At 70.4% G+C, this 18995-nt stretch carries 15 protein-coding genes; 8 read left to right on the top strand and 7 right to left on the bottom strand.

Annotated elements, in window-relative coordinates:
• Positions 1-9 precede the first annotated feature (9 nt).
• The 3 genes from ACXJ3V_RS03480 to ACXJ3V_RS03470 are packed head-to-tail and all read right to left on the bottom strand — an operon-like array spanning position 10 to position 3625.
• Positions 10-1074: an ABC transporter permease gene (locus tag ACXJ3V_RS03480; protein WP_457098871.1), complete on the bottom strand. Its 1065-nt coding sequence runs from the start codon at positions 1072-1074 to the stop codon at positions 10-12.
• A complete protein-coding gene (locus ACXJ3V_RS03475; RefSeq protein ID WP_457098870.1) occupies positions 1074-2099 on the bottom strand; it encodes an ABC transporter permease in 1026 nt (341 codons plus the stop codon). Before ACXJ3V_RS03475 ends, ACXJ3V_RS03480 begins: the two co-directional genes overlap by 1 nt.
• Positions 2096-3625 (bottom strand): sugar ABC transporter ATP-binding protein, encoded by a 1530-nt coding sequence (locus ACXJ3V_RS03470; RefSeq protein ID WP_457098869.1) that lies wholly within the window; start codon positions 3623-3625, stop codon positions 2096-2098. Before ACXJ3V_RS03470 ends, ACXJ3V_RS03475 begins: the two co-directional genes overlap by 4 nt.
• 138 nt (positions 3626-3763) lie before the next feature.
• Here ACXJ3V_RS03470 and ACXJ3V_RS03465 point away from each other — a divergent pair, with 138 nt between their 5' ends.
• Complete coding sequence (locus ACXJ3V_RS03465; RefSeq protein WP_457098868.1) at positions 3764-4774, top strand: LacI family DNA-binding transcriptional regulator; 1011 nt, start codon at positions 3764-3766, stop codon at positions 4772-4774.
• A gap of 21 nt (positions 4775-4795) precedes the next feature.
• Here the strand turns inward: ACXJ3V_RS03465 and ACXJ3V_RS03460 are convergent, their stop codons facing one another.
• Positions 4796-5293 (bottom strand): gluconokinase, encoded by a 498-nt coding sequence (locus ACXJ3V_RS03460; RefSeq protein ID WP_457098867.1) that lies wholly within the window; start codon positions 5291-5293, stop codon positions 4796-4798.
• Between the two features lie 184 nt (positions 5294-5477).
• Here ACXJ3V_RS03460 and ACXJ3V_RS03455 point away from each other — a divergent pair, with 184 nt between their 5' ends.
• Both ACXJ3V_RS03455 and ACXJ3V_RS03450 read left to right on the top strand, forming a co-directional pair.
• Positions 5478-6512 carry an agmatine deiminase family protein gene (locus ACXJ3V_RS03455; RefSeq protein WP_457099412.1) on the top strand — a complete coding sequence of 345 codons (1035 nt, stop codon included), beginning with the start codon at positions 5478-5480 and terminating at the stop codon, positions 6510-6512.
• A gap of 76 nt (positions 6513-6588) precedes the next feature.
• Complete coding sequence (locus tag ACXJ3V_RS03450) at positions 6589-7137, top strand: YbaK/EbsC family protein (protein WP_457098866.1); 549 nt, start codon at positions 6589-6591, stop codon at positions 7135-7137.
• A gap of 14 nt (positions 7138-7151) precedes the next feature.
• Here the strand turns inward: ACXJ3V_RS03450 and ACXJ3V_RS03445 are convergent, their stop codons facing one another.
• Positions 7152-8510, bottom strand: a complete 1359-nt coding sequence (locus ACXJ3V_RS03445; RefSeq protein ID WP_457099411.1) for a pyridoxal phosphate-dependent decarboxylase family protein — start codon at positions 8508-8510, stop codon at positions 7152-7154.
• Positions 8511-8622: 112 nt separating this feature from the next.
• On the opposite strand from ACXJ3V_RS03445, the gene ACXJ3V_RS03440 reads away from it, so the two are divergent.
• The 5 genes from ACXJ3V_RS03440 (at position 8623) to ACXJ3V_RS03420 (ending at position 17115) form a co-directional block, all read left to right on the top strand.
• Positions 8623-11889 carry a transglutaminase family protein gene (locus ACXJ3V_RS03440; RefSeq protein ID WP_457098865.1) on the top strand — a complete coding sequence of 1089 codons (3267 nt, stop codon included), beginning with the start codon at positions 8623-8625 and terminating at the stop codon, positions 11887-11889.
• The gene (locus ACXJ3V_RS03435; RefSeq protein ID WP_457098864.1) at positions 11886-14384 is read left to right on the top strand and encodes a circularly permuted type 2 ATP-grasp protein; all 2499 of its coding nucleotides are present in this window, start codon (positions 11886-11888) and stop codon (positions 14382-14384) included. Before ACXJ3V_RS03440 ends, ACXJ3V_RS03435 begins: the two co-directional genes overlap by 4 nt.
• Before the next feature lies 1 nt (position 14385).
• Positions 14386-15315, top strand: a complete 930-nt coding sequence (locus ACXJ3V_RS03430) for a transglutaminase family protein (RefSeq protein ID WP_457098863.1) — start codon at positions 14386-14388, stop codon at positions 15313-15315.
• A gap of 64 nt (positions 15316-15379) precedes the next feature.
• Positions 15380-15748: a PadR family transcriptional regulator gene (locus tag ACXJ3V_RS03425; RefSeq protein WP_457098862.1), complete on the top strand. Its 369-nt coding sequence runs from the start codon at positions 15380-15382 to the stop codon at positions 15746-15748.
• Positions 15748-17115, top strand: coding sequence for a permease prefix domain 1-containing protein (locus ACXJ3V_RS03420; protein WP_457098861.1), 1368 nt, complete (start codon positions 15748-15750; stop codon positions 17113-17115). The genes ACXJ3V_RS03425 and ACXJ3V_RS03420 overlap by 1 nt, the downstream gene beginning before the upstream one ends.
• Positions 17116-17276: 161 nt before the next feature.
• Here the strand turns inward: ACXJ3V_RS03420 and ACXJ3V_RS03415 are convergent, their stop codons facing one another.
• On the bottom strand, positions 17277-18293 hold the full coding sequence (locus tag ACXJ3V_RS03415) for a tocopherol cyclase family protein (protein ID WP_457098860.1): 1017 nt from the start codon (positions 18291-18293) through the stop codon (positions 17277-17279).
• Positions 18294-18529: 236 nt separating this feature from the next.
• A partial coding sequence (locus ACXJ3V_RS03410) for an HNH endonuclease signature motif containing protein (protein WP_457098859.1) occupies positions 18530-18995 on the bottom strand: 466 nt, incomplete at its 5' end.

The raw sequence follows: 18995 nt of genomic DNA, 5'->3' as shown, positions 1-18995 counted from the left end.
CGGGTTGCCCTAGTCCTTGGCGATGGCCGGGGCATCCGTTTTTCTTCCGCCTGGTCTGCTGCGCCGCGCGCGCAGCCATGCCAGGAAGCTGGTTCCGACGACCGACGCGATGAGCAGGGTGCCGGTGACGATGTTGATGACGTCGGAGGTGACGCCGGCGAGCCGGAGTGCACTCGCGATGGTGCCGATCAGCAGCACGCCCGCGAGCACGCCGTGCAGCGCGCCCTTGCCTCCGAAGATGGAGACGCCGCCGAGCAGCACTGCCGCGATCACCGACAGCTCCAGGCCCGTGGCGTTGTCGCCTCGGGCGCTGCTGAACCGCAGCGTGAAGTAGATGCCGGCGAGCGCCGAGACCACGCCGGCGAGGATGAACAGGATGAACTTGGTCCGCTCGACGTGCACTCCGGAGAAGCGGGCCGTCTCGGGGCTGAGCCCGATGGCGTAGATGCCGCGGCCGAAGGGGGTGAAGTGCAGCAGCACCGCGAAGGCGACCGCCAGGATGACGATGAGCAGCGTCACCGCCGGGAACGGTGTGCCCACGAAGCGCGACTTGACCAGGTCCTTCCAGTATTCGGGGAACTCGGTCACCGCCTTGGTGCCGAGGAGTCCCACCGCGAGGCCGCGATAGAGCGCGAGCGTGCCGATCGTCACTGCGAGCGAGGGCAGGCCCACGACCGTGATGAGGAACCCGTTGAGGGCGCCGGCGATGCCGCCGACGACGAGTGCGATCAGACCGGCCATCTCGAGCGGCATGCCGCCCGCGTGGAGCACGCCCACGGTGACGCTGGAAAGACCCACGATGCTCGCCACCGACAGGTCGATCTCGCCGGTGATGATGATGAGCGTCATCGGCAGCGCGATCAGCAGGATCGGCGCCATGTCGAGCAGCAGGTAGGTGAGCGTGATCGGCTTCGAGAAGGGCCCGACGGTGAGGCTGGCGACGATCACCACGAGGATCAGCGCGGCGATGACCGCCATCTCGCGGGTGAGCAGCGCGCGGCGCCACAGCGGGTGCGCATAGTCCTTGTACGTGCGGACGGGGACGGGTACGGATGCCGGGGCAAGAGCGGTCATCAGATGTCCCTCGCTTCCACGAGATGCTTGGCTTGTCGAAGCGCGAGCAGGCGGTCGAGCACGATCGCGCTGATGATGAGCACGCCGACCACGGCGCGCTGCCAGAAGTCGGGCACCCCGAGGATCGGCAGAGCGCGGTTGATCGTCAGGAGCAGGTAGGCGCCGATGGCGGCGCCCCAGACCGAGCCGCTGCCGCCGAAGATCGCGACACCGCCGATCACCGCGGCGCCCACCGCGAGCAGCTCGAATCCGCTGCCCGCCTGCGAGTTGACCGTTCCGTAACGCGCGGCGTAGAGCACCCCGGCAAGACCCGCCAGCGCACCGCAGACGATGAACGCCCCGAGCACGCGCTGCGTGACCTTCAGTCCGTACAGGTTGGCTGCCGCGGGATCCGACCCGATCGCGTACAGCTCGCGGCCGCCTCGGCGATTGCGCATGTACCAGCCGGCGATCACGAGCACCACCAGGGCGATGATCGTGAGGATCGGGATGAACAGGATCGAGCCCGTGCCGAGGGCCAGGAACTCCGCCGGCATGTCGCTCGAGTTGATGCGATCGCTGCCGGTCCACACGACATTGATGCCGCGATAGACGTACAGCGTGCCGAGCGTGATCACGAGCGCCGGCACCTTGGCGAACGCGATCAAGGCGCCATTGATGAGGCCGAGGACGGCACCGAACGCCATGCCCACGAGGAAGACCACGATGATCGGGATTCCCGGGAAGTCGATGAACAGCCGGCCGGTGGCGTAGGCGGACAGCCCCAGCACGGAGCCGACCGAGAGGTCGACGTTGCGGGTGATGATCACGATCGCCTGACCGACCGCGACCAGCATGAGGATCGCCGGGGTGAGCAGCAGGTCGCGGAAGCCGTCGGCGCTGAAGAGGAAGTTGGGGTTCTTGATGGTGGCCGCGAGGATGACGAGCAGCAGGGCGAGCAGGATGCCCGTCTCGCGGGCACGCACGAGCGACGAAGCCGCTGTGGCCAGTCGGCTCTTCGGCTGAACGGGAACTACGGCGGTCATCGGGCGATCTCTTCCGCTTTGTGGGTGGCGGCGAACATGACGGTCTCGGCGGTGGCGTCGCCGCGGTCGATCTCGGCGGTGATCTGGCCCTCGCGGACCACGACGACCCGGTCGGCCATGCCGAGCACTTCGGGAAGCTCGGAGGAGATCATGAGGATGGCCATCCCCTCGCCGGCGAGCTGCGAGAGCAGGCGGTGCACCTCGGCCTTGGTGCCGACGTCGATGCCGCGAGTCGGCTCGTCGACGATCAGCACTGTCGGCTTCGTGGCGAGCCATTTGGCCAGCACGACCTTCTGCTGGTTGCCACCGCTCAGGGTGCCGGACTCCGTGTCGAGCGACGCGGTCTTCACCTCGAGGCGGCTGTCCCAGACGCGCGCGGCGGCGTTCTCGGCCGCTGCGGTGATGAGGCCGAACTTCGCCAGCGAGCTGCGGATCGCCATCGTCGTGTTCTTGGCGACCGAGCTGCCGAGCACGAGCCCCTGCTTGCGGCGATCTTCCGGAACCAGCGCGAGCCCGAGCTTCATCGCGGCGACCGGCTTGCGCTTGGGCACCGTGGCGCCGTTGATCGTCACCTTGCCCGAGGTGTACGGGTCGACGCCGAAGATCGCTCGCGCGATCTCGCTGCGGCCGGCACCGACGAGGCCGGCCAGGGCGACGATCTCGCCCGACCGCACCGTGAACGAGACGTCGTGGAATACGCCCGGCTCGGTGAGCCCTTCGACGACCAGGACGGGCTCGCCGATCTCGGCATCCTCTTTGGGGAACAGCGTCGCGATGTCGCGCCCGACCATCTGGCGCACGAGGTCGGCGACCGTGGTGTCGGCGATGGGGCTGGTGGCGATGTAGGCGCCGTCGCGCATGACCGTGACGGTGTCGCACAGGTCGAAGACCTCGTCGAAGCGGTGCGAGATGAACAGCAGCGCACGACCTTCATCGCGAAGGCTCCGGGCGACGGCGAACAGGCGCTCGACCTCGACGCCGCTCAGTGCCGCGGTGGGCTCGTCCATGACGAGCACCTTGGCGTCGAGCGAGATCGCCTTGGCGATCTCGATGATCTGCTGGTCTGCGATCGACAGTCCGAGCGTGGGGCGATCGGGGTCGAGCCGCACACCCAGGCGAGTGAACAGCTCGAGCGCCTGAGCCCGCATGAGCTTGCGATCGATGCGGCCGAGCGAGCGGGTGGGCTGGCGGCCCATGAAGATGTTCTCGGTCACCGACAAGTCGGGGAAGAGGGTCGGCTCCTGGTAGATCACGGCGATGCCCGCGGCCTTCGACTGCGCCGTGCTGGAGAAGTCCACGGACTCTCCGTCGAGGAGCAGATCGCCCGCGTCGCGGTGGTAGAGGCCCGCGATGATCTTCACGAGCGTGGACTTGCCGGCACCGTTCTCGCCGATCAAGGCGTGGATCGAGCCGCGCTCGAGCGTGAGGCTTCCGGAGCGGAGGGCGACGACGGGGCCGAACGACTTGACCACCCGACGCAGTTCCAGCGCGGGTGTCTGTGCGGCGGAGGCGGCGTTGTCTGCCACAGGTCCTCCTCGTTGAGGGTGAAGATGAATGAATCGATTCAGGCGGGTTTCAGGCTACTCTAGGTTTCACCGACGTTGCCGGTCAAGTCGCACAGCGACAGTGACCGAATCGTGATCCAACAAGGAAGTGGAGTCGACGTGGCGGTCAGCATTCGAGATGTCGCCGTGCGCGCGGGCGTCTCGGTCGGCACCGTCTCGAACGTGCTCAACCGCCCCGACGAGGTGTCTGTCGACTCGGTCGATCGGGTCAGCCGGGCGATCGAAGAACTCGGATACGTCCGCAACGACGCGGCCCGCAAGCTCCGGGCCGGTGTCAGCACCACCATCGGCTTCGTGGTCCTCAACGGCCAGAACCCGTTCTACAACGACGTCGTCCGCGGCGCAGAGGACGAGGCATCCCGCCACAGCATCGCGGTGCTCTACGGCAACACCGACGAGGACCCTGCGCGCGAACGCCTCTACCTCGACCTCTTCGAAGAGCAGCAGGTGCGCGGGGTGCTGATCGCCCCCTACGGCGACATCACGTCCCGGCTGCAGAAGCTGCGGGCGCGCGGGATCGCCGCCGTGCTCGTTGACCGGTTCAGCGGCGACGGGCGGTTCTCGTCCGTGTCGGTCGACAGCGTCATCGGCGGACGGATGGCGGTCGACCATCTCATCGAGGGCGGGCGCCGGCGGATCGCGTTCGTGGGCGGCCCCTTCGACATCCGCCAGGTGACCGATCGGCTGGCCGGCGCCCGCGTCGCCGCCGAGAACGCGACCGCCAGCGTCGACCTCGAGGTCGTGGCGACCTCGGCGATGACCGTCGAGGAGGGCGTCGCGGCGGGAACGCGCATCCTCAGCCGACCCCGCCGGGACTGGCCGGACGCCCTCTTCGCCGCCAACGACCTGCTCGCGCTGGGCCTGCTGCAGTCCCTCGTCGTGGCGGGACGGATGCTGGTGCCCGATGACATCGCGATCATCGGGTTCGACGACATCGCGTTCGCCGCAGCCGCGGCGGTGCCGCTCTCGTCGATCCGGCAGCCGAGCCGCATGATCGGCCGCACCGCGCTGCGGATCGTGCTCGAAGAGGCCGCGGATCCGGAGAGCATCCCCCGGCAGACCGTGTTCCAGCCGGAGCTCGTCGTGCGGGCGTCGACGCGCCCCCGCTGAGCGGGCGTCAGGCGGTCGCGCTCAGCCGCCCAGCCAGGCCGCGACCACGGCGTCGACGACGGCCGCCGGCGCGAGGGCGACGTCGACGACCACTCCTGGCTCGTCGGCCTGCAGCGGCTCGAGCGTCGCGAGTTGCGAATCGAGCAGGCTGCTCGGCATGAAGTGATCGGTGCGTGCGCCCATCCGCGCCGCCAGCAGCTCACGCGCACCGGTGAGCTGCGCGAAGAAGAGGTCGCCGCCGCGCGCGCGCAGCTGGTCGCGGTAGGCGCGCTTGAGCGCCGAGCAGGCCAGCACGACCACCTCGCCGCGGGCCGTGCGGCTGGCGAGCTCGTCACCGAGGATGGCGAGCCAGGGGCCGCGATCCTCGTCGGTGAGCGGCGTGCCGGCGGCCATCTTCGCCCGGTTGGACTCCGGGTGGAAGTCATCGGCATCGAGGAACACTCCCCCGACGCGTGCGGCGACCGCGGCTGCCACCGTCGACTTGCCCGACCCCGAAACACCCATCACGACCAGCGGCACAGCAACTCCAGACGGTCACGGGCCCGACGATCGTGACCCAACAAGCCAGTGTGCCAGGCCGGAGTCCCGCGCAGCGCGCGGGCCCGGGTCTTCGAGGAAGGGCGGATGCCGCATCCGTCGTCGCTGATCACTCCCGTGAGGTGCGCCCCGGTCGCTAGCCTCGATCTTGGACGAGAGGACATCGATGGCCTGGCGAATGCCCGCGGAGACCGCGCCGCACGATCGCACCTGGATGGCGTTCCCCCGAGAGGGTCCGACCCTCGGCGACACGGCCGCACAGGCCGAGGAGTGCTACGCGGCGTGGACCGCGGTGGCGCACGCCGTCGCGGAGTTCGAGCCGCTCACGATGGTGGTCGATCCGACCGAGCGGGCGCGAGCACGCCGCATGCTGGGCGGCGAGATCGAGCTCATCGAGGCCCCGTTGGATGAGTTCTGGATGCGCGACTTCGGTCCCACCTTCGTGCTCGACGACGAGCGGCCCGGCGCGCTCGGCGCCGTGGACTGGACGTTCAACGGCTGGGGCGATCCGGCGTGGTCGGAGTGGCGCAAGTCGGCCGAGATCGCCCGCGTCGTCAGCGCCCTCGTCGGGTCTGAGCTGGTCAGCTCGGTGCTCGTGAACGAGGGCGGCGGCATCCATGTCGACGGTGAAGGCACCGTGCTGCTGACCGAGACGGTGCAGCTCGACCACCGCCGCAACCCGTACGCCGACAAGGCGCGTGTCGAGGCGGAACTCGCCCGCACGATCGGCTCGACCACCGCGATCTGGCTGCCGCGCGGCCTCACGCGTGACTACGACGAATTCGGCACGAACGGCCACATCGACATCGTCGCGACGATCCCGTCGCCCGGGCGGCTCCTGCTGCACGCCCAGCACGACCCGTCCCATCCCGACCACGCCGTCACCCACGAGCTGCGCGAGCTGCTCGCCGAGCAGACCGACGCGGCTGGGCGCAGGTTCGACATCGTCGATCTCCCCGCCCCCGAGACGCTCCGCGACCACGAGGGCTTCGTGGACTGGAGCTACGTCAACCACCTCGTCGTCAACGGCGGCGTGATCGCGTGCGGCTTCGATGAGGAGCGAGCGGATGCCGCGGCCCGCAGCATCCTCGCCGAGGCCTACCCCGGTCGGCGCGTGGTGACCGTCGACGCGCGGCCGATCTTCGCGCGGGGCGGCGGCATCCACTGCATCACCCAGCAGCAGCCGACGGTGACCACGTGATTCGTCCGAGGCGTTTCGTCTCGCTTCGCCCGCGGCTGGGCACGGGGTGCGCCGGGCGGCCGAATAGAGTCGACCGGTGCCTGGCCTCGACTTCTCCCCCGCGCTGAGCCGTCCCGACCTGCTCGCGGCGCCCGTGCAGGACCGGCTCGCGCGGCTCGACGCCATGTTGTCCGGCCAGGTGCGGGTCACCCCGATCGACGCGACGCTCGCCGACACTGCCGCGTTCTGCGAGGCATACGGCGTCGAGCTCGACGAGAGCGCGAACTGCATCGTCGTCGCCGGCACCCGGGGTGAGGCGACGACCTACGCCGCGTGCATGGTGCTCGCCACCACCCGCCTCGACGTCAACGGCACCGTGCGGCGGCTGCTCGGCGCGCGGCGGGCGAGCTTCGCGCCGATGGACGACGCGGTCGCGCTCACCGGCATGGAGTACGGCGGCATCACGCCGATCGGCCTGCCCGACGCCTGGGCCCTGCTCATCGATGCGCGGGTCGCGGCGCTGCCGTCCGCAATCGTGGGTGCCGGCATCCGCGGGGCGAAGCTGTCGCTGCCAGGAGGCGTCCTCGCGGCGCTCCCCGGAGCCCAGGTCATCGACGACCTCGGTCGCGAGATCCCCTCAAGCTGACCTCGACGGCCCCCTCAGGCGAGGGTGTCGAGGATGCCGCTCACGAGCTCGAACGTCGTCAACGGGCTGATGATCGCGAAGCGAAGGACAGGCTCGCCGGCGTGCGAGCTCGGCACGACGAACGCGAGTTGGTCGTCGAGGAGCCGGTCCGACCAGGCCTGGTAGTCGGCCATCGTCCAGCCGTCCCGGCGGAATACGACCACCGAGAGCTGCGGATCGCGCACGAGCGACAGCCCTTCGCGCGCCGAGATGTCGTCCGCGATGCGCTGGGCGAGATCGATGCCGTACTCGATGGTCGCCCGGTACTGGTCGGTGCCGTGCGTGGCGAGTGAGAACCACAGCGGCAGCCCCCGCGCCCGGCGGGTGAGCTGGATGGCGAGATCCGAGGGGTTCCAGTCGGCCGACTCGGTCAGCGTGTCGAGATACTCGGCGTGCTGCGTGTGCGCCCGCTGGCCCTGCGATGGATCGCGGTAGATGAGCGCGCACGCGTCGAACGGCGCGAACAGCCACTTGTGCGGGTCGACGATCACCGAGTCGGCGTGCTCGACCCCCGCGAACGCGGGCCGCATCCGCTCCACGAGCATCGCGGCGAGGCCATAGGCGCCGTCCACATGCAGCCAGACGCCGCGGGTGCGCGTGACCTCGGCGATGGAGGCGATGTCGTCCACGATCCCGAAGTTCGTCGTGCCTCCGGTCGCGACCACCGCGAACACAGCGTCGCCGTGCTCGTCGAGCGCCGTCGCCACCGCGTCGCCGTGCAGCCGACCGTCGGCACCGACCGGGATCGGCAGGGTGTCGACATCCATCACCGCCGCCGCCGACGCAATCGACGAATGGGCTTCCGCGCTGCACACCACAAGCCACCGCTCCGGAGCAGGCCGGCCGGCCTCCCGCGCCCGGCGGCGGGCGGTGTCGCGCGCCGCGACCAGCGCGGACAGGTTGCCGATCGTGCCACCCTGCACGAACACGCCCCCGGCCCCCTGCGGCAGCCCGAACTCGGCGGCGAGCCAGTGCAGCACCTCGTTCTCGGCGAAGACCGCCCCGGAGCCCTCCATCCACGATCCGCCGTAGACGGAGGATGCCGACACGATGAGGTCGAAGGCCGCAGCGGCCTTCGTCGGGGCCGACGGGATGAAGGCGAGATAGCCGGGGTGGTCGGTGGACAGGCACGCCGGGGCCAGCACGTTCTCGAACAGCGCCGTCGCCCGGCGAGCGCCGATGCCGTCGGCGGTGATCGAGCCGGAGGCCAGCCGAGACAGATCGCGCGGGGTGAGCGGCTTGTCCAGCGGCACGTCCTCGTACAGTGCCCGTCGGCGCGCATAGTCGAGGATGTCGTCCACGGTGCTGCGCGTCTGCTCCGACAGCGCGTGCATCTGCGCGGGTGAGGGTGAAGCGGTCACTGGTTCCTCCCGAGGGGTCGGACTCCATTGTCTCGGTAGGGTGGCCGTAACCGCACCGCAACAGCGGTAGGGCAAGGTTGAGGCTATGTCCATAAAGGTCGCGCTCGAGCATCAGACCACCTACGAGTTCGCCCGACCGGTGACCGTGAACCCGCACCTGGTGCGCCTGCGCCCCGCGCCGCACTCCCGGACCCCCATCGAGGCCTATTCCCTCGAGGTCAGCCCGCGCGAGCACTTCGTCAACTGGCAGCAGGACCCGTTCGGCAACTGGGCGGCGCGGCTCGTCTTCCCCGAGAAGGTCAGCCGCCTCTCGCTCACCGTCGGTCTCGTCGCCGACATGATGGTGATCAACCCGCTCGACTTCTTCATCGAGGCGTACGCCGAGCGGTTCCCGTTCGAGTACGAGCCTGCGCTGAAGGCCGACCTCGCGCCCTACCTCCGCCGCGTCGCCGACAGCGATCTGGCGGCGGATTGGAAGGCGCGGCGTCCCAACCTTCCCGCGGGCGGCGTGCCGACCGTCTCGTTCCTCGCCGATCTCAACACGGCCGTCTACCGCGACATCGCCTACGACGTGCGCATGGAGCACGGCGTGCAGACCCCCGATCAGACCCTCAACCGCCGCATCGGCTCCTGCCGCGACAGCGCGTGGCTGCTGGTCAGCCTGCTGCGCCAGCACGGTCTCGCGGCCAGGTTCGTGTCGGGCTACCTCGTTCAGCTCGCGCCGGACCGGCCCTCCTTGGATGGACCGAGCGGCACCGCGGTGGATTTCACCGACCTGCACGCCTGGACCGAGGTGTTCATCCCCGGCGCCGGCTGGATCGGCCTCGACCCGACGAGCGCCCTGTTCGCGGGCGAAGGCCACATTCCGCTGAGCGCGACCCCGCACCCGAGCAGCGCCGCCCCGATCACGGGGACCACCGAACCGACCCTGGTCACCTTCGGCTTCCGCAACGAAGTGCGCCGCATCCACGAGGACCCGCGGACGACGAAGCCCTACACGGCGCAGCAGTGGTCCCGCATCGACGCACTCGGCGGTGCGATCGACGAGCGGCTGAACACGCTCGAGCTGCCGCTCACGTTCGGCGGCGAGCCGACGTTCGTCGCGCTCGACGACGCCACGAGCCGACAGTGGAACACTGCCGCCGACGGTCCCGAGAAGCGCGAGCTCGCCAGCGCGCTCGCCGAGCGCCTCCGCACCCACTACGCGGGCGGCGGAGTCATGCACCGCGGTCAGGGCAAGTGGTATCCGGGCGAGCCGCTCCCCCGCTGGAACATCTCGCTGCAGTGGCGCACCGACGGGGTGCCGCTGTGGCAGCATCCGGAGCTCTTCGCGGATCCATGGGACACGGCGGCCGATCTCGGCGCCGTCGACGGCGCCGAGCAGCTCGCCCGCCGGGTGACCGCCATCCTCGGACTCCCCGTCGGGCAGCTCGTCCCGGCCTACGAGGATCCGCTCGCCGAGCTCGCCGCCGAGGTGCGCAAGCCGGAGGGACCGCGACCCGAGGAAGCCGCGGACGCCGCGGCCGTCGCCGAGCTCGACGGCGCCGAGACGACGCCCGCCGGCTGGGTGCTTCCTCTCACGACCGACGGCGACTGGACGAGCCCGGCCTGGCGGTTCCGCCGCGGACGCCTCGTGCTTGCCCCCGGCACGAGCGCCATCGGCTTTCGCCTGCCCCTGGACTCGATCTCATGGGAGGACCCGGAGTGGCCCGGTGAGCCGTCGTACTTCGAGGCCGGCCCGCCGCTTCACCCCGGCGTTCCGAGCGTCACCGTGGTCAGCCCGGACGGCGCTCCGCCCACGGCTCTCACGATCGAGGAGCGCGACGGGCACGTCTTCGTCTTCCTGCCGCCGACGCAGGAGCTCGAGGGCTACGCGGATCTGCTCCATGTCATCGAACTGGCCGCGGTCGACACCGGGCAGAAGCTCGTGCTCGAGGGCTACGGTCCTCCCCCGGACGCGCGGCTCACCCAGCTGTCGGTCACTCCTGACCCCGGGGTGATCGAGGTGAACGTGCAGCCAACGTCGTCGTGGGCGGAGCAGCGCGACCTCACGTTCGCGCTGTACGAGCACGCGCGCGCCATCCGTCTCACCACCGAGAAGTTCGACCTCGACGGCACCCACCAGGGCACCGGCGGCGGGAACCACCTGACCCTCGGCGGTCGGCAGCCGGTCGAATCCCCGCTCCTGCGCCGCCCCGAGCTGCTCGCGAGTTTCGTCACGTACTGGCAGCGGCATCCGAGCCTCTCCTATCTGTTCTCGGGCCGGTTCATCGGCCCGACGAGCCAGGCGCCGCGCTTCGACGAGGGCCGGCCCGAGGCCGTCTACGAGATGGAGATCGCGCTCGAAGAGGTGCGGCGACTGACCGCCGCGGCCGAGGGCGGCAGCCTGCTCCCGTGGGTCGTGGACCGGTCGTTCCGACACCTGCTGACCGACCTCACCGGCAACACGCACCGCGCCGAGTTCTGCATCGACAAGCTGTACAGCCCGGACGGGAGCCGTGGCCGGCTCGGCCTGCTCGAGCTGCGCGGCTTCGAGATGCCGCCGCATCCGGAACTCGCCCTCGTGCAGGCGCTGCTCGTCCGCAGCCTCGTCGCGATGTTCGCCGAGCGACCGGTGGTGGCACCGCTGGTGCGGTGGGGCACGCGGCTCCACGACGACTTCCTGCTGCCGGCCGGCACCATCCGTGACATCGCCGAGGTCGTCGCCGACCTGCGGGCGCACGGCATTCCGTTCGAGGAGACCTGGCTCGATGCGTTCAGCGAGTTCCGGTTCCCGCGCATCGGGATGACCGAGATCACCACGCCCTCCGGTGCCCTGATCGAGCTCGAGCTGCGCGCCGCGATCGAGCCGTGGAACGTGCTCGGCGAGGAGGCGCGCACGGGAGGCACGGCACGCTACGTCGACTCGTCGGTCGAGCGCGTGCAGGTCGCCGTGCGCGGCCTCGATCCGCACAAGCACCTGGTCACCTGCAACCAGGTGCCCGTGCCGCTCACCTCGACGGGCCGTCACGGCGAGTACTACGCCGGCGTCCGCTACCGCGCATGGCAGCCGCACTCCGCGCTGCACCCGACGATCCCGATCCACGCCCCGCTCACCTTCGACGTGATCGACGCGGAAGCCGGCGCGAGCCTGGGCGGTGCCACGTACCACGTCGTGCATCCCGGCGGCCGGACGTACGAGCGCCCTCCCGTGAACGCGAACGAGGCCGAGGCCCGCCGCGCGAGCCGGTTCGAACGACACGGGCACACGCCGGGACGAGTGGATGTCGCGGCCCTCCGCGAAGCCGCGCGCCGCGCCGAGAACCCCGACTACCCGCACACCCTCGACCTGCGAAGGGTTCCCACGACGTGACCGTGCTCCGCGACTACGCGACGGCGCTCGCGCAGCCCACTCTGCCGCTCGGCCCCGACGACCTCATCCGCTACGACGAGGTCGTGGCTCCGGACGGCTCGTTCCGTCCGGCCTGGAAGGCGATGGCCGCGCCGGCGCTCGCCCTCACCCCGCGCGAGCTGCGCCGGGTGGGCGGCGAGATCTCGCGATTCCTGGCGGACGACGGCGTCACCTATGTGCCACGCGGCGGCGACGCCCAGCCCTGGCTGCTCGACCCGGTGCCGCTCGTGCTCGACGCGCCGACCTGGACGCAGCTCGAGGTGGGGCTCGCCCAGCGCGCGGAGCTGCTCAACGCTCTGCTCGCCGATCTGTACGGCGACCAGGACGTGCTGCGCGACGGGGTGGTGCCCTCGGCGCTGATCTACGGCCACTCCGGGTACCTCCGCCCGGTCGCCCGCCCGAGCGCGCACGACGCGCGCCCGCTCCTGCTGTCTGCCACCGATCTCGGACGCGACGCCGCGGGCGAGTGGCGCGTGCTCGCGGATCGCGTGCAGGCCCCATCGGGTCTCGGGTTTGCGATGGAGAACCGTCGGGTGATCTCGCAGGTGCTTCCCGAGCTGTACCAGGAGAGCGACCTGCACCGGATGGACCCGTATTTCGCGGCCCTGCGCTCGGCTCTGCTCAACTCGGCCCACGAGGGGATCGAAGAGCCGCGCGTGGTGGTGCTGTCCCCCGGAACGCACTCCGAGACCGCGTTCGACCAGGCGTTCCTCGCGAACACCCTGGGCTTCCCGCTCGTGCAGGGCAGCGACCTCACGGTGCGCGACGGCTGGGTCTGGATCAAGCCGCCCGGTGGGCCCAAGGCGACCCCCACAGAGCGGGTCGATGTGATCCTGCGCCGCGTCGACGCCGACTGGTGCGACCCCCTCGAACTGCGCGGCGGGTCGCGGCTCGGCGTGGCGGGCCTGACGCAGGCCGTGCGACGCGGCCGGGTGCGGCTCGTCAACGGCCTCGGTGCCGGGGTGCTGGAGAACCCGGCGCTGCTGCCGTACATGCCGGCGATCTGCGAGCGACTGCTCGGCGAGCGCCTGCGCCTGGAGTCGCTGCCTACCTGGTGGTGCGGCGATCCCGCCGGCCGTCAGGTTGTGCTCAAGCGCCTCACCGAAGATCCGGGGCGCTTCATGGTGCGCCCGATCGACGAGCCGCGCTCTACGCTGGCCGGCCTCAGCGCCGCCGAACTGCGCGCCAAGATCCTCGCGGCGCCGCACCGATTCGTCGGCCAGGACCGGCTGCCCCTTTCGCAGGCGCCGGTCTGGAGCGATGGGGATGGCGCGGATGCCCGCGCTCTCGTGCTGCGGGCGTTCACCCTGCGCTTCCGCTCCGCCTACCGGCCGCTGATCGGCGGTCTCGCGACCGTCCAGGACGGATCCCTCGGCCCCGTCACCAAGGATGTCTGGGTGCTCAAGGGCACCGCCGACGACCCCGACCAGGGCCTCGTCGAGGTCGCTCCGCTCGACTTCACCCCCACGATCCCCGCGCTCACCCCGCGCGCGCTCGAGGACATGTTCTGGGCCGGACGCTACGCGGAACGCGCCGAGGATCTCCTGCGACTCCTGCTCACGGTCGACGCGGAGTTCGACATCAGGTCGGTGACGGATGCCGATCACGGCGTCACGACGAGGGTGCTGATGTCAGCTCTCCACCGCCTCGCCGGAACGCGCTACACCGACCCAGAGCAGGAGCTGCGATCGCTCCTCCTGGACGCCGCCCGGCCGGGCTCGGCCGCGCACGCCCTGGAGCGGCTGCGCGACGCACTGGAGGGCGTGCGCGACCAGCTCTCCAGCGACACCTGGCGCGTCTTCGCGCACACCGACCGCGCCGCCCGCGCCCTGCGCACCTCACCGCGCTCCCATGTGGTCGCCGAGTCGGCGGGTCGCATGCTCACCGCGATCCTCTCGCTGCAGGGCGTGACCGCGAGCATGATCCGCGACCCCGGCTGGCACATGATCGAAGCCGGCCGTCACCTGGAGCGCACGATGCAGCTGTGCGCGCTGCTGCAGGCCACGACCGCCACCCGGCACGGCGTCGCCCTCGACCGGGTGATCTGGGAGGGCGTGCTCAAGTCGGCGGAGAGCTCGGTCACGTTCCGGCGCCGCTACCGCGGCAACGTCCGCACCGCAGGCGCGCTCGAGCTGCTCCTGCGGGACCTCGACAACCCCCGTTCCTTCGCGTTCGCGTTCCGTGAACTGCGTGGGCACCTCGCGGCGATGCCGTCCTCGACCGGTTCGACCCGGCCGGAGCGCATCCTCGAGCACCTCGAGACCGCACTCGAGAATGCCGACGTCGCGGCGCTGGCCGCGGCATCCGGTGCCCGTCGTCCGCGGCTGGAGCGCTTCCTCGAGGAGTTCGCCGAGCAGCTCCCCCGGCTCGCGATCGCGATCGCCGACCTGCACTTCGCGAGCGGACCGCCGCCCCAGCCGCTCACGTCGCTGTCGCTCATCGAGCTGGTGGGCTGACATGCGCTATCTCGTCTCGCATCGCACGGCGTACACGTACAGCTCGCCGGTCAAGGACAGCCGTGGCATCTACCACCTGTCGCCCCGCGAGCTGCCGTGGCAGGAGGTGGCCACCCACTCCGTCACGGTCGAGCCGGCACCCGCAGACCTCAATCGCGACGGCGATGTGCACGGCAATGCGGTCACCTACTTCCAGGTGACCGAGCCGCACAAGCAGCTCGTCATCACCGCGACCACCGAGGTGACGGTGGTGCCTCCTCGGTACGACGAGGACGCCCTCGCCACCCCCTGGGAGAACGCGCGGCCGCTGCTGCACGCGGAGGTGACGGATGCCTGGGCCGCCGTCGAATTCGCGCTCGAGTCGCCGCGGGCAGCCCACGCCGACGGCGTCGCCGCGTACGCCGCGGTGTCTCTGACCCCGGGCCGACCGATCGGCGAAGCGGTCACCGACCTCATGCACCGGATCCACGCCGACTTCGACTACGACAGCACCGCGACGACGGTGACCAGCTCGGTCGCGGAGGTGCTGCGCAAGCGGGCCGGCGTGTGCCAGGACTTCGCGCACTTCGCACTCGCCTGCCTGCGCAGCCACGGCCTCGCGGCCCGCTATGTCAGCGGCTACCTCGCGACGCGGACGACCGCCGGAACCGAACGTGTCGTCGGGGCGGATGCCTCGCACGCGTGGCTCGCGGTCTGGATGCCAGGCTCGCCCGACTGGCTCGCCATCGACCCGACGAACAACCAGTGGGCGGGCGAGCGCTACGTGACGGTGGCGTGGGGACGCGACTACGGCGATGTCTCGCCGGTCAAGGGCGTGATCTTCACGAAGGCGAAGAAGTCGACGCTGCGCGTGGCAGTCGATGTCGCGCCGCTGGCGGATGCCCCGGCCGGCGGCCCGCCCGAAGCCCCGGGAGGCGCCGCGCTTCCGTAGCGAACCGACCGGTGTTACCTTGTAGCTCTATGTACCTGACACCTCTAGGTATACGGGAGCGAACATGCACATCGGCAAAGACCTCGTCGCGGCCGCCGCGACACCCCTCGTGCTCGGCATCCTCGCCGAGGGCGAGTCCTACGGCTACGCCATCCTGCGGCGTGTGGGCGAGCTCTCCGAAGGCCAGCTCGAGTGGAGCGACGGGATGCTGTACCCCCTGCTGCACCGTCTCGAGCGGCTCGGGCACGTCGAGGCGACCTGGGGGGCATCGCCGACCGGGCGCCCACGCAAGCACTATCGGCTCAGCGCCAGCGGCTCGGCGGCAGCCGCCGAGCAGCGCCAGCAGTGGGCCGTCGTGAGTGAGGCCCTGAGCCGGGTGTGGAGCGGGCCGGACGGCCCCACCAACCGGCAGCTCGCCTGGGGAGGCGCATGATGGCTCCGACCGAAGAGACCGAGGCCCAGATCTCCACCTGGCGCTCGTACCTCACCCAGGGCAGCGCGATGACGCCGACGGATGCCGATGAGCTCGAGGGACACCTGCGCGACCAGATCGACTCTCTCGAGGCATCCGGACTCTCCGCCGACGAGGCGTTCCTCGTCGCGGTCAAGCGGATGGGTGCGCTCGACGCGGTGTCCCGCGAATTCGCGCGCGAGCACTCCGAGCGGCTGTGGAAGCAGCTCGTCGTCGGCGAACCGGCGGCCGCCCGGGCGGGCGCGAACGGCCTGATCCTCGCGATCTCGCTCGCGGTCGCCGCGGCCGTGACGATCAAGCTGCCCGCCCTGCTCGGACTGGATCCCACGGGTGCGTTCACGATGCGCACTGCTCCCGTGCTCGTGCTGATGTACCTGGCGGCGTTCTTCCTCGTCCGCCGGCGGGCGGGCATCGGCACCATCGCCGCGGTCGCGGTGCCGTTCGTCGGCATCGCCGTCATCCTCAACGCCTACCCGTTCGCGGAGGACGGGATGACGCTCCCGCTCGCCGTCATCCACTCCGTGGTCGTGCTGTGGATCGTCACGGGCATCGCCTACGTGAACAGACTGTGGCGCTCCGCCACCGCGCGGATGGACTTCGTGCGCTTCACCGGCGAGTGGGTCGTCTATCTCGCCCTCATCGCCCTCGGCGGCGGCGTGCTCGCCGCCCTCACGATCGGCGTCTTCGGCGCGATCGGCCTCGACGCGCAGCCGTTCGTCGAGAACTGGCTGATCCCCTGCGGGGTCGCCGGCGCGGTCGTGGTCGCCGCCTGGCTGGTCGAGGCGAAGCAGAGCGTCATCGAGAACATCGCGCCGGTGCTCACGAGGGTGTTCACTCCGCTGTTCACGCTGCTGCTGCTCGTGCTGATCGTCGCGGGCATCCTCCAAGGCGGGATCGCTGCGGCCTCCGACGTGGAGATGTTCGGGTCGGGCGATCTCATGGTGATCTTCGACGTCGTGCTCATCGTCGTGCTCGGGCTGCTGCTGTACTCGCTCTCGGCACGGGATCGGGATGCCGCGCCCTCCTGGTTCGACGGACTGCAGCTGGTGATGGTGCTCCTGGCGCTCGTGATCGACGTCATCGTGCTCGTCGCGATGATCAGCCGGATCGGCGAGTTCGGCGCGAGCGCGAACAAGCTCGCCTCGCTCGGGCTGAACCTCATCCTGCTCGCCAACCTGGCAGGCGCGGCCTGGCTGCACTTCCGGTTCCTGCGGCGCCGCACCCGGTATTCGACGCTCGAGCGCTGGCAGACGTCGTATATCCCGGTGTACCTCGTGTGGGCAGCGGTCGTGGTGGTGGTCTTCCCGCCGGTGTTCGGCTTCGCGTAACGGCGGCGAGTCCGGTCGCTGAGCGCAAGCCCGGTCGCTGAGCTAACCCCGGTCGCTGAGCTTGTCGAAGCGTCCGGCGGCCCTTCGACAAGCTCAGGGACCGGCCCGAAGCGTCCGGGCGGCCCTTCGACAAGCTCAGGGACCGGCTGTGCCGCCCGACCTCAGATCGCGAGGAGCCGGTCGGTGTCGCCGTAGACCTCGAGGCCGGCGCATTCGGCCGTGCCCTCGAGCAGCACCGTGCCGTCACGGTCGAGATGCCGGAAGGCGACGCGGGCGTCGAGGGTCTCTTCGACCCGCTGGTGCATCGCCGCCCGCAGCGGGGCGTGCAGCAGCCCGCCGCGCACCCGCTCGGCGTCGAGTTCGAGCACCCCGTCCGGCCCATCGACCGTCCAGCGCACGTGGGTGTCGTCGATGATCAGCCGGTGCTCCTTCGAGCGGTTGTAGGTCGTCCACTTGTGCAGGCGCCCACCGTGGCGGAACCCGATGATCGAGCCCCGGAACGAACCGCCGAGCCACGGGATGATGGCGACCGACGCGATGAGCGAGGCATCCGTCCCGTCGCCCGTGGAAGCGTCGATGTGGTTGCTCGCGAGCCAGACGTAGCCGGCGGGGAAGGCCTTGCCCCAGTCCTTCTCGATGTAGCCGCGGCCGCCGTCGAACGAGGTCGCCGCATCCTCGACCTCGAGCGTGCCGGCGAGGCCATGACCGAACGACACGATGCCGTGGAAACACTCCATGAAGGGCACCAGGCCGTACCAGCCCATGATGCCGGGCTCGCGCACCGTCACCGGCCATGGCTCAAGGGGGCTCGTGTAGTCGATGCGTCCGCGCAGCTGGGGCAGCTCGAGGGTCACGCCATCCGGCGCGAAGCGGTTACCGGCGATCCGCACGTCGAACCCGTCGTCGGAGGCCACCAGCGCCTCGGCGGGGAACCGGTGGTACCAGGACCGCCCCGTGAGCCCGTCGAGCACCTGCACGAACGCCTCGTCGCGGGTGCCGCCGCCGTCGTCGCCCGTCGCGAGGCCGCGGAAGACGCCCGGGATGACCGCCCAGCGCTGTGCGCGGTCGGCGCTGACGAGCTTGATGTACCAGCCCTCGAAGAAGCCGCTGCCGACGCCACGACCGTGGAACGCCTCCGGATGCCGCACTCCGCGCAGAAAGGCGGCCGGGGTTCGCATGGGCCCACCCTAGGGCGACCTCGGGCGGACCGGTGTGGATAACCCGCGCGCAGAGGTGACGCAAGTGGCTGCATCGCCGCTGGCGGTCTCAAGTTTCTAGAGCAACACCGGTGATTGCTATCGCCATCATGGCGACTGGGTTGCGGAAGCCGTGGATCGCACGGGGGGCGGATGTTCAGCAGCTTGGTCTGCGCGATCTCGTCGTTCGAGACGTCGTTGAAGTTCGTGCCGTCGAGTCATGCCGCGCGCCGAAATCGGAGCCGGGGTGGATCCACATCCGCCCAGGCGTATCTGAGCGGGAGGCGCGCCATCAAGATGATCGGGTCGCCCTGCCCTTCCGGCGGATGCAGGACGAACTCGCCGAGTCCGGTGCGGGTGATCCGCCAGCCGCCGTGATGCAGCGCCATGTGGTGATAGCGACACAGCAGAATCCCGCGATCGACGTCGGTGCACCCGCCCTCGGCATAGGGGTCGAGATGATGTGCTTCGCAATACGAGGGCGGTCGATCGCACCCGCGCCATCGGCATCCGCCGTCGCGGATCGCGAGGGTCAGGCGCTGTTTCGCGGAGAACAGGCGCTGCTCTCGTCCTAGGTAGAGCGGGTTTCCGTCCCGATCGATCGTGCACTCGATAGTGCCGACCTCGCAGGCCTGCTGTGCGATCAGCCACGCCGGCACGGCGGTCTGGTCGTCTTCGGTGAGC

It is taken from the genome of Microbacterium sp. P5_E9, from assembly GCF_054049175.1.
This window is presented reverse-complemented; position numbering and strand designations above follow the sequence as displayed.

Coding starts and splice junctions, on each gene's coding strand:
- ACXJ3V_RS03480 (WP_457098871.1), bottom strand. CDS start 1,074: ATGACCGCTCTTGCCCCGGCATCCGTACCCGTCCCCGTCCGCACGTAC.
- ACXJ3V_RS03475 (WP_457098870.1), bottom strand. CDS start 2,099: ATGACCGCCGTAGTTCCCGTTCAGCCGAAGAGCCGACTGGCCACAGCG.
- ACXJ3V_RS03455 (WP_457099412.1), top strand. CDS start 5,478: ATGGCCTGGCGAATGCCCGCGGAGACCGCGCCGCACGATCGCACCTGG.
- ACXJ3V_RS03445 (WP_457099411.1), bottom strand. CDS start 8,510: ATGCACGCGCTGTCGGAGCAGACGCGCAGCACCGTGGACGACATCCTC.
- ACXJ3V_RS03440 (WP_457098865.1), top strand. CDS start 8,623: ATGTCCATAAAGGTCGCGCTCGAGCATCAGACCACCTACGAGTTCGCC.
- ACXJ3V_RS03430 (WP_457098863.1), top strand. CDS start 14,386: ATGCGCTATCTCGTCTCGCATCGCACGGCGTACACGTACAGCTCGCCG.
- ACXJ3V_RS03425 (WP_457098862.1), top strand. CDS start 15,380: ATGCACATCGGCAAAGACCTCGTCGCGGCCGCCGCGACACCCCTCGTG.
- ACXJ3V_RS03420 (WP_457098861.1), top strand. CDS start 15,748: ATGGCTCCGACCGAAGAGACCGAGGCCCAGATCTCCACCTGGCGCTCG.
- ACXJ3V_RS03415 (WP_457098860.1), bottom strand. CDS start 18,293: ATGCGAACCCCGGCCGCCTTTCTGCGCGGAGTGCGGCATCCGGAGGCG.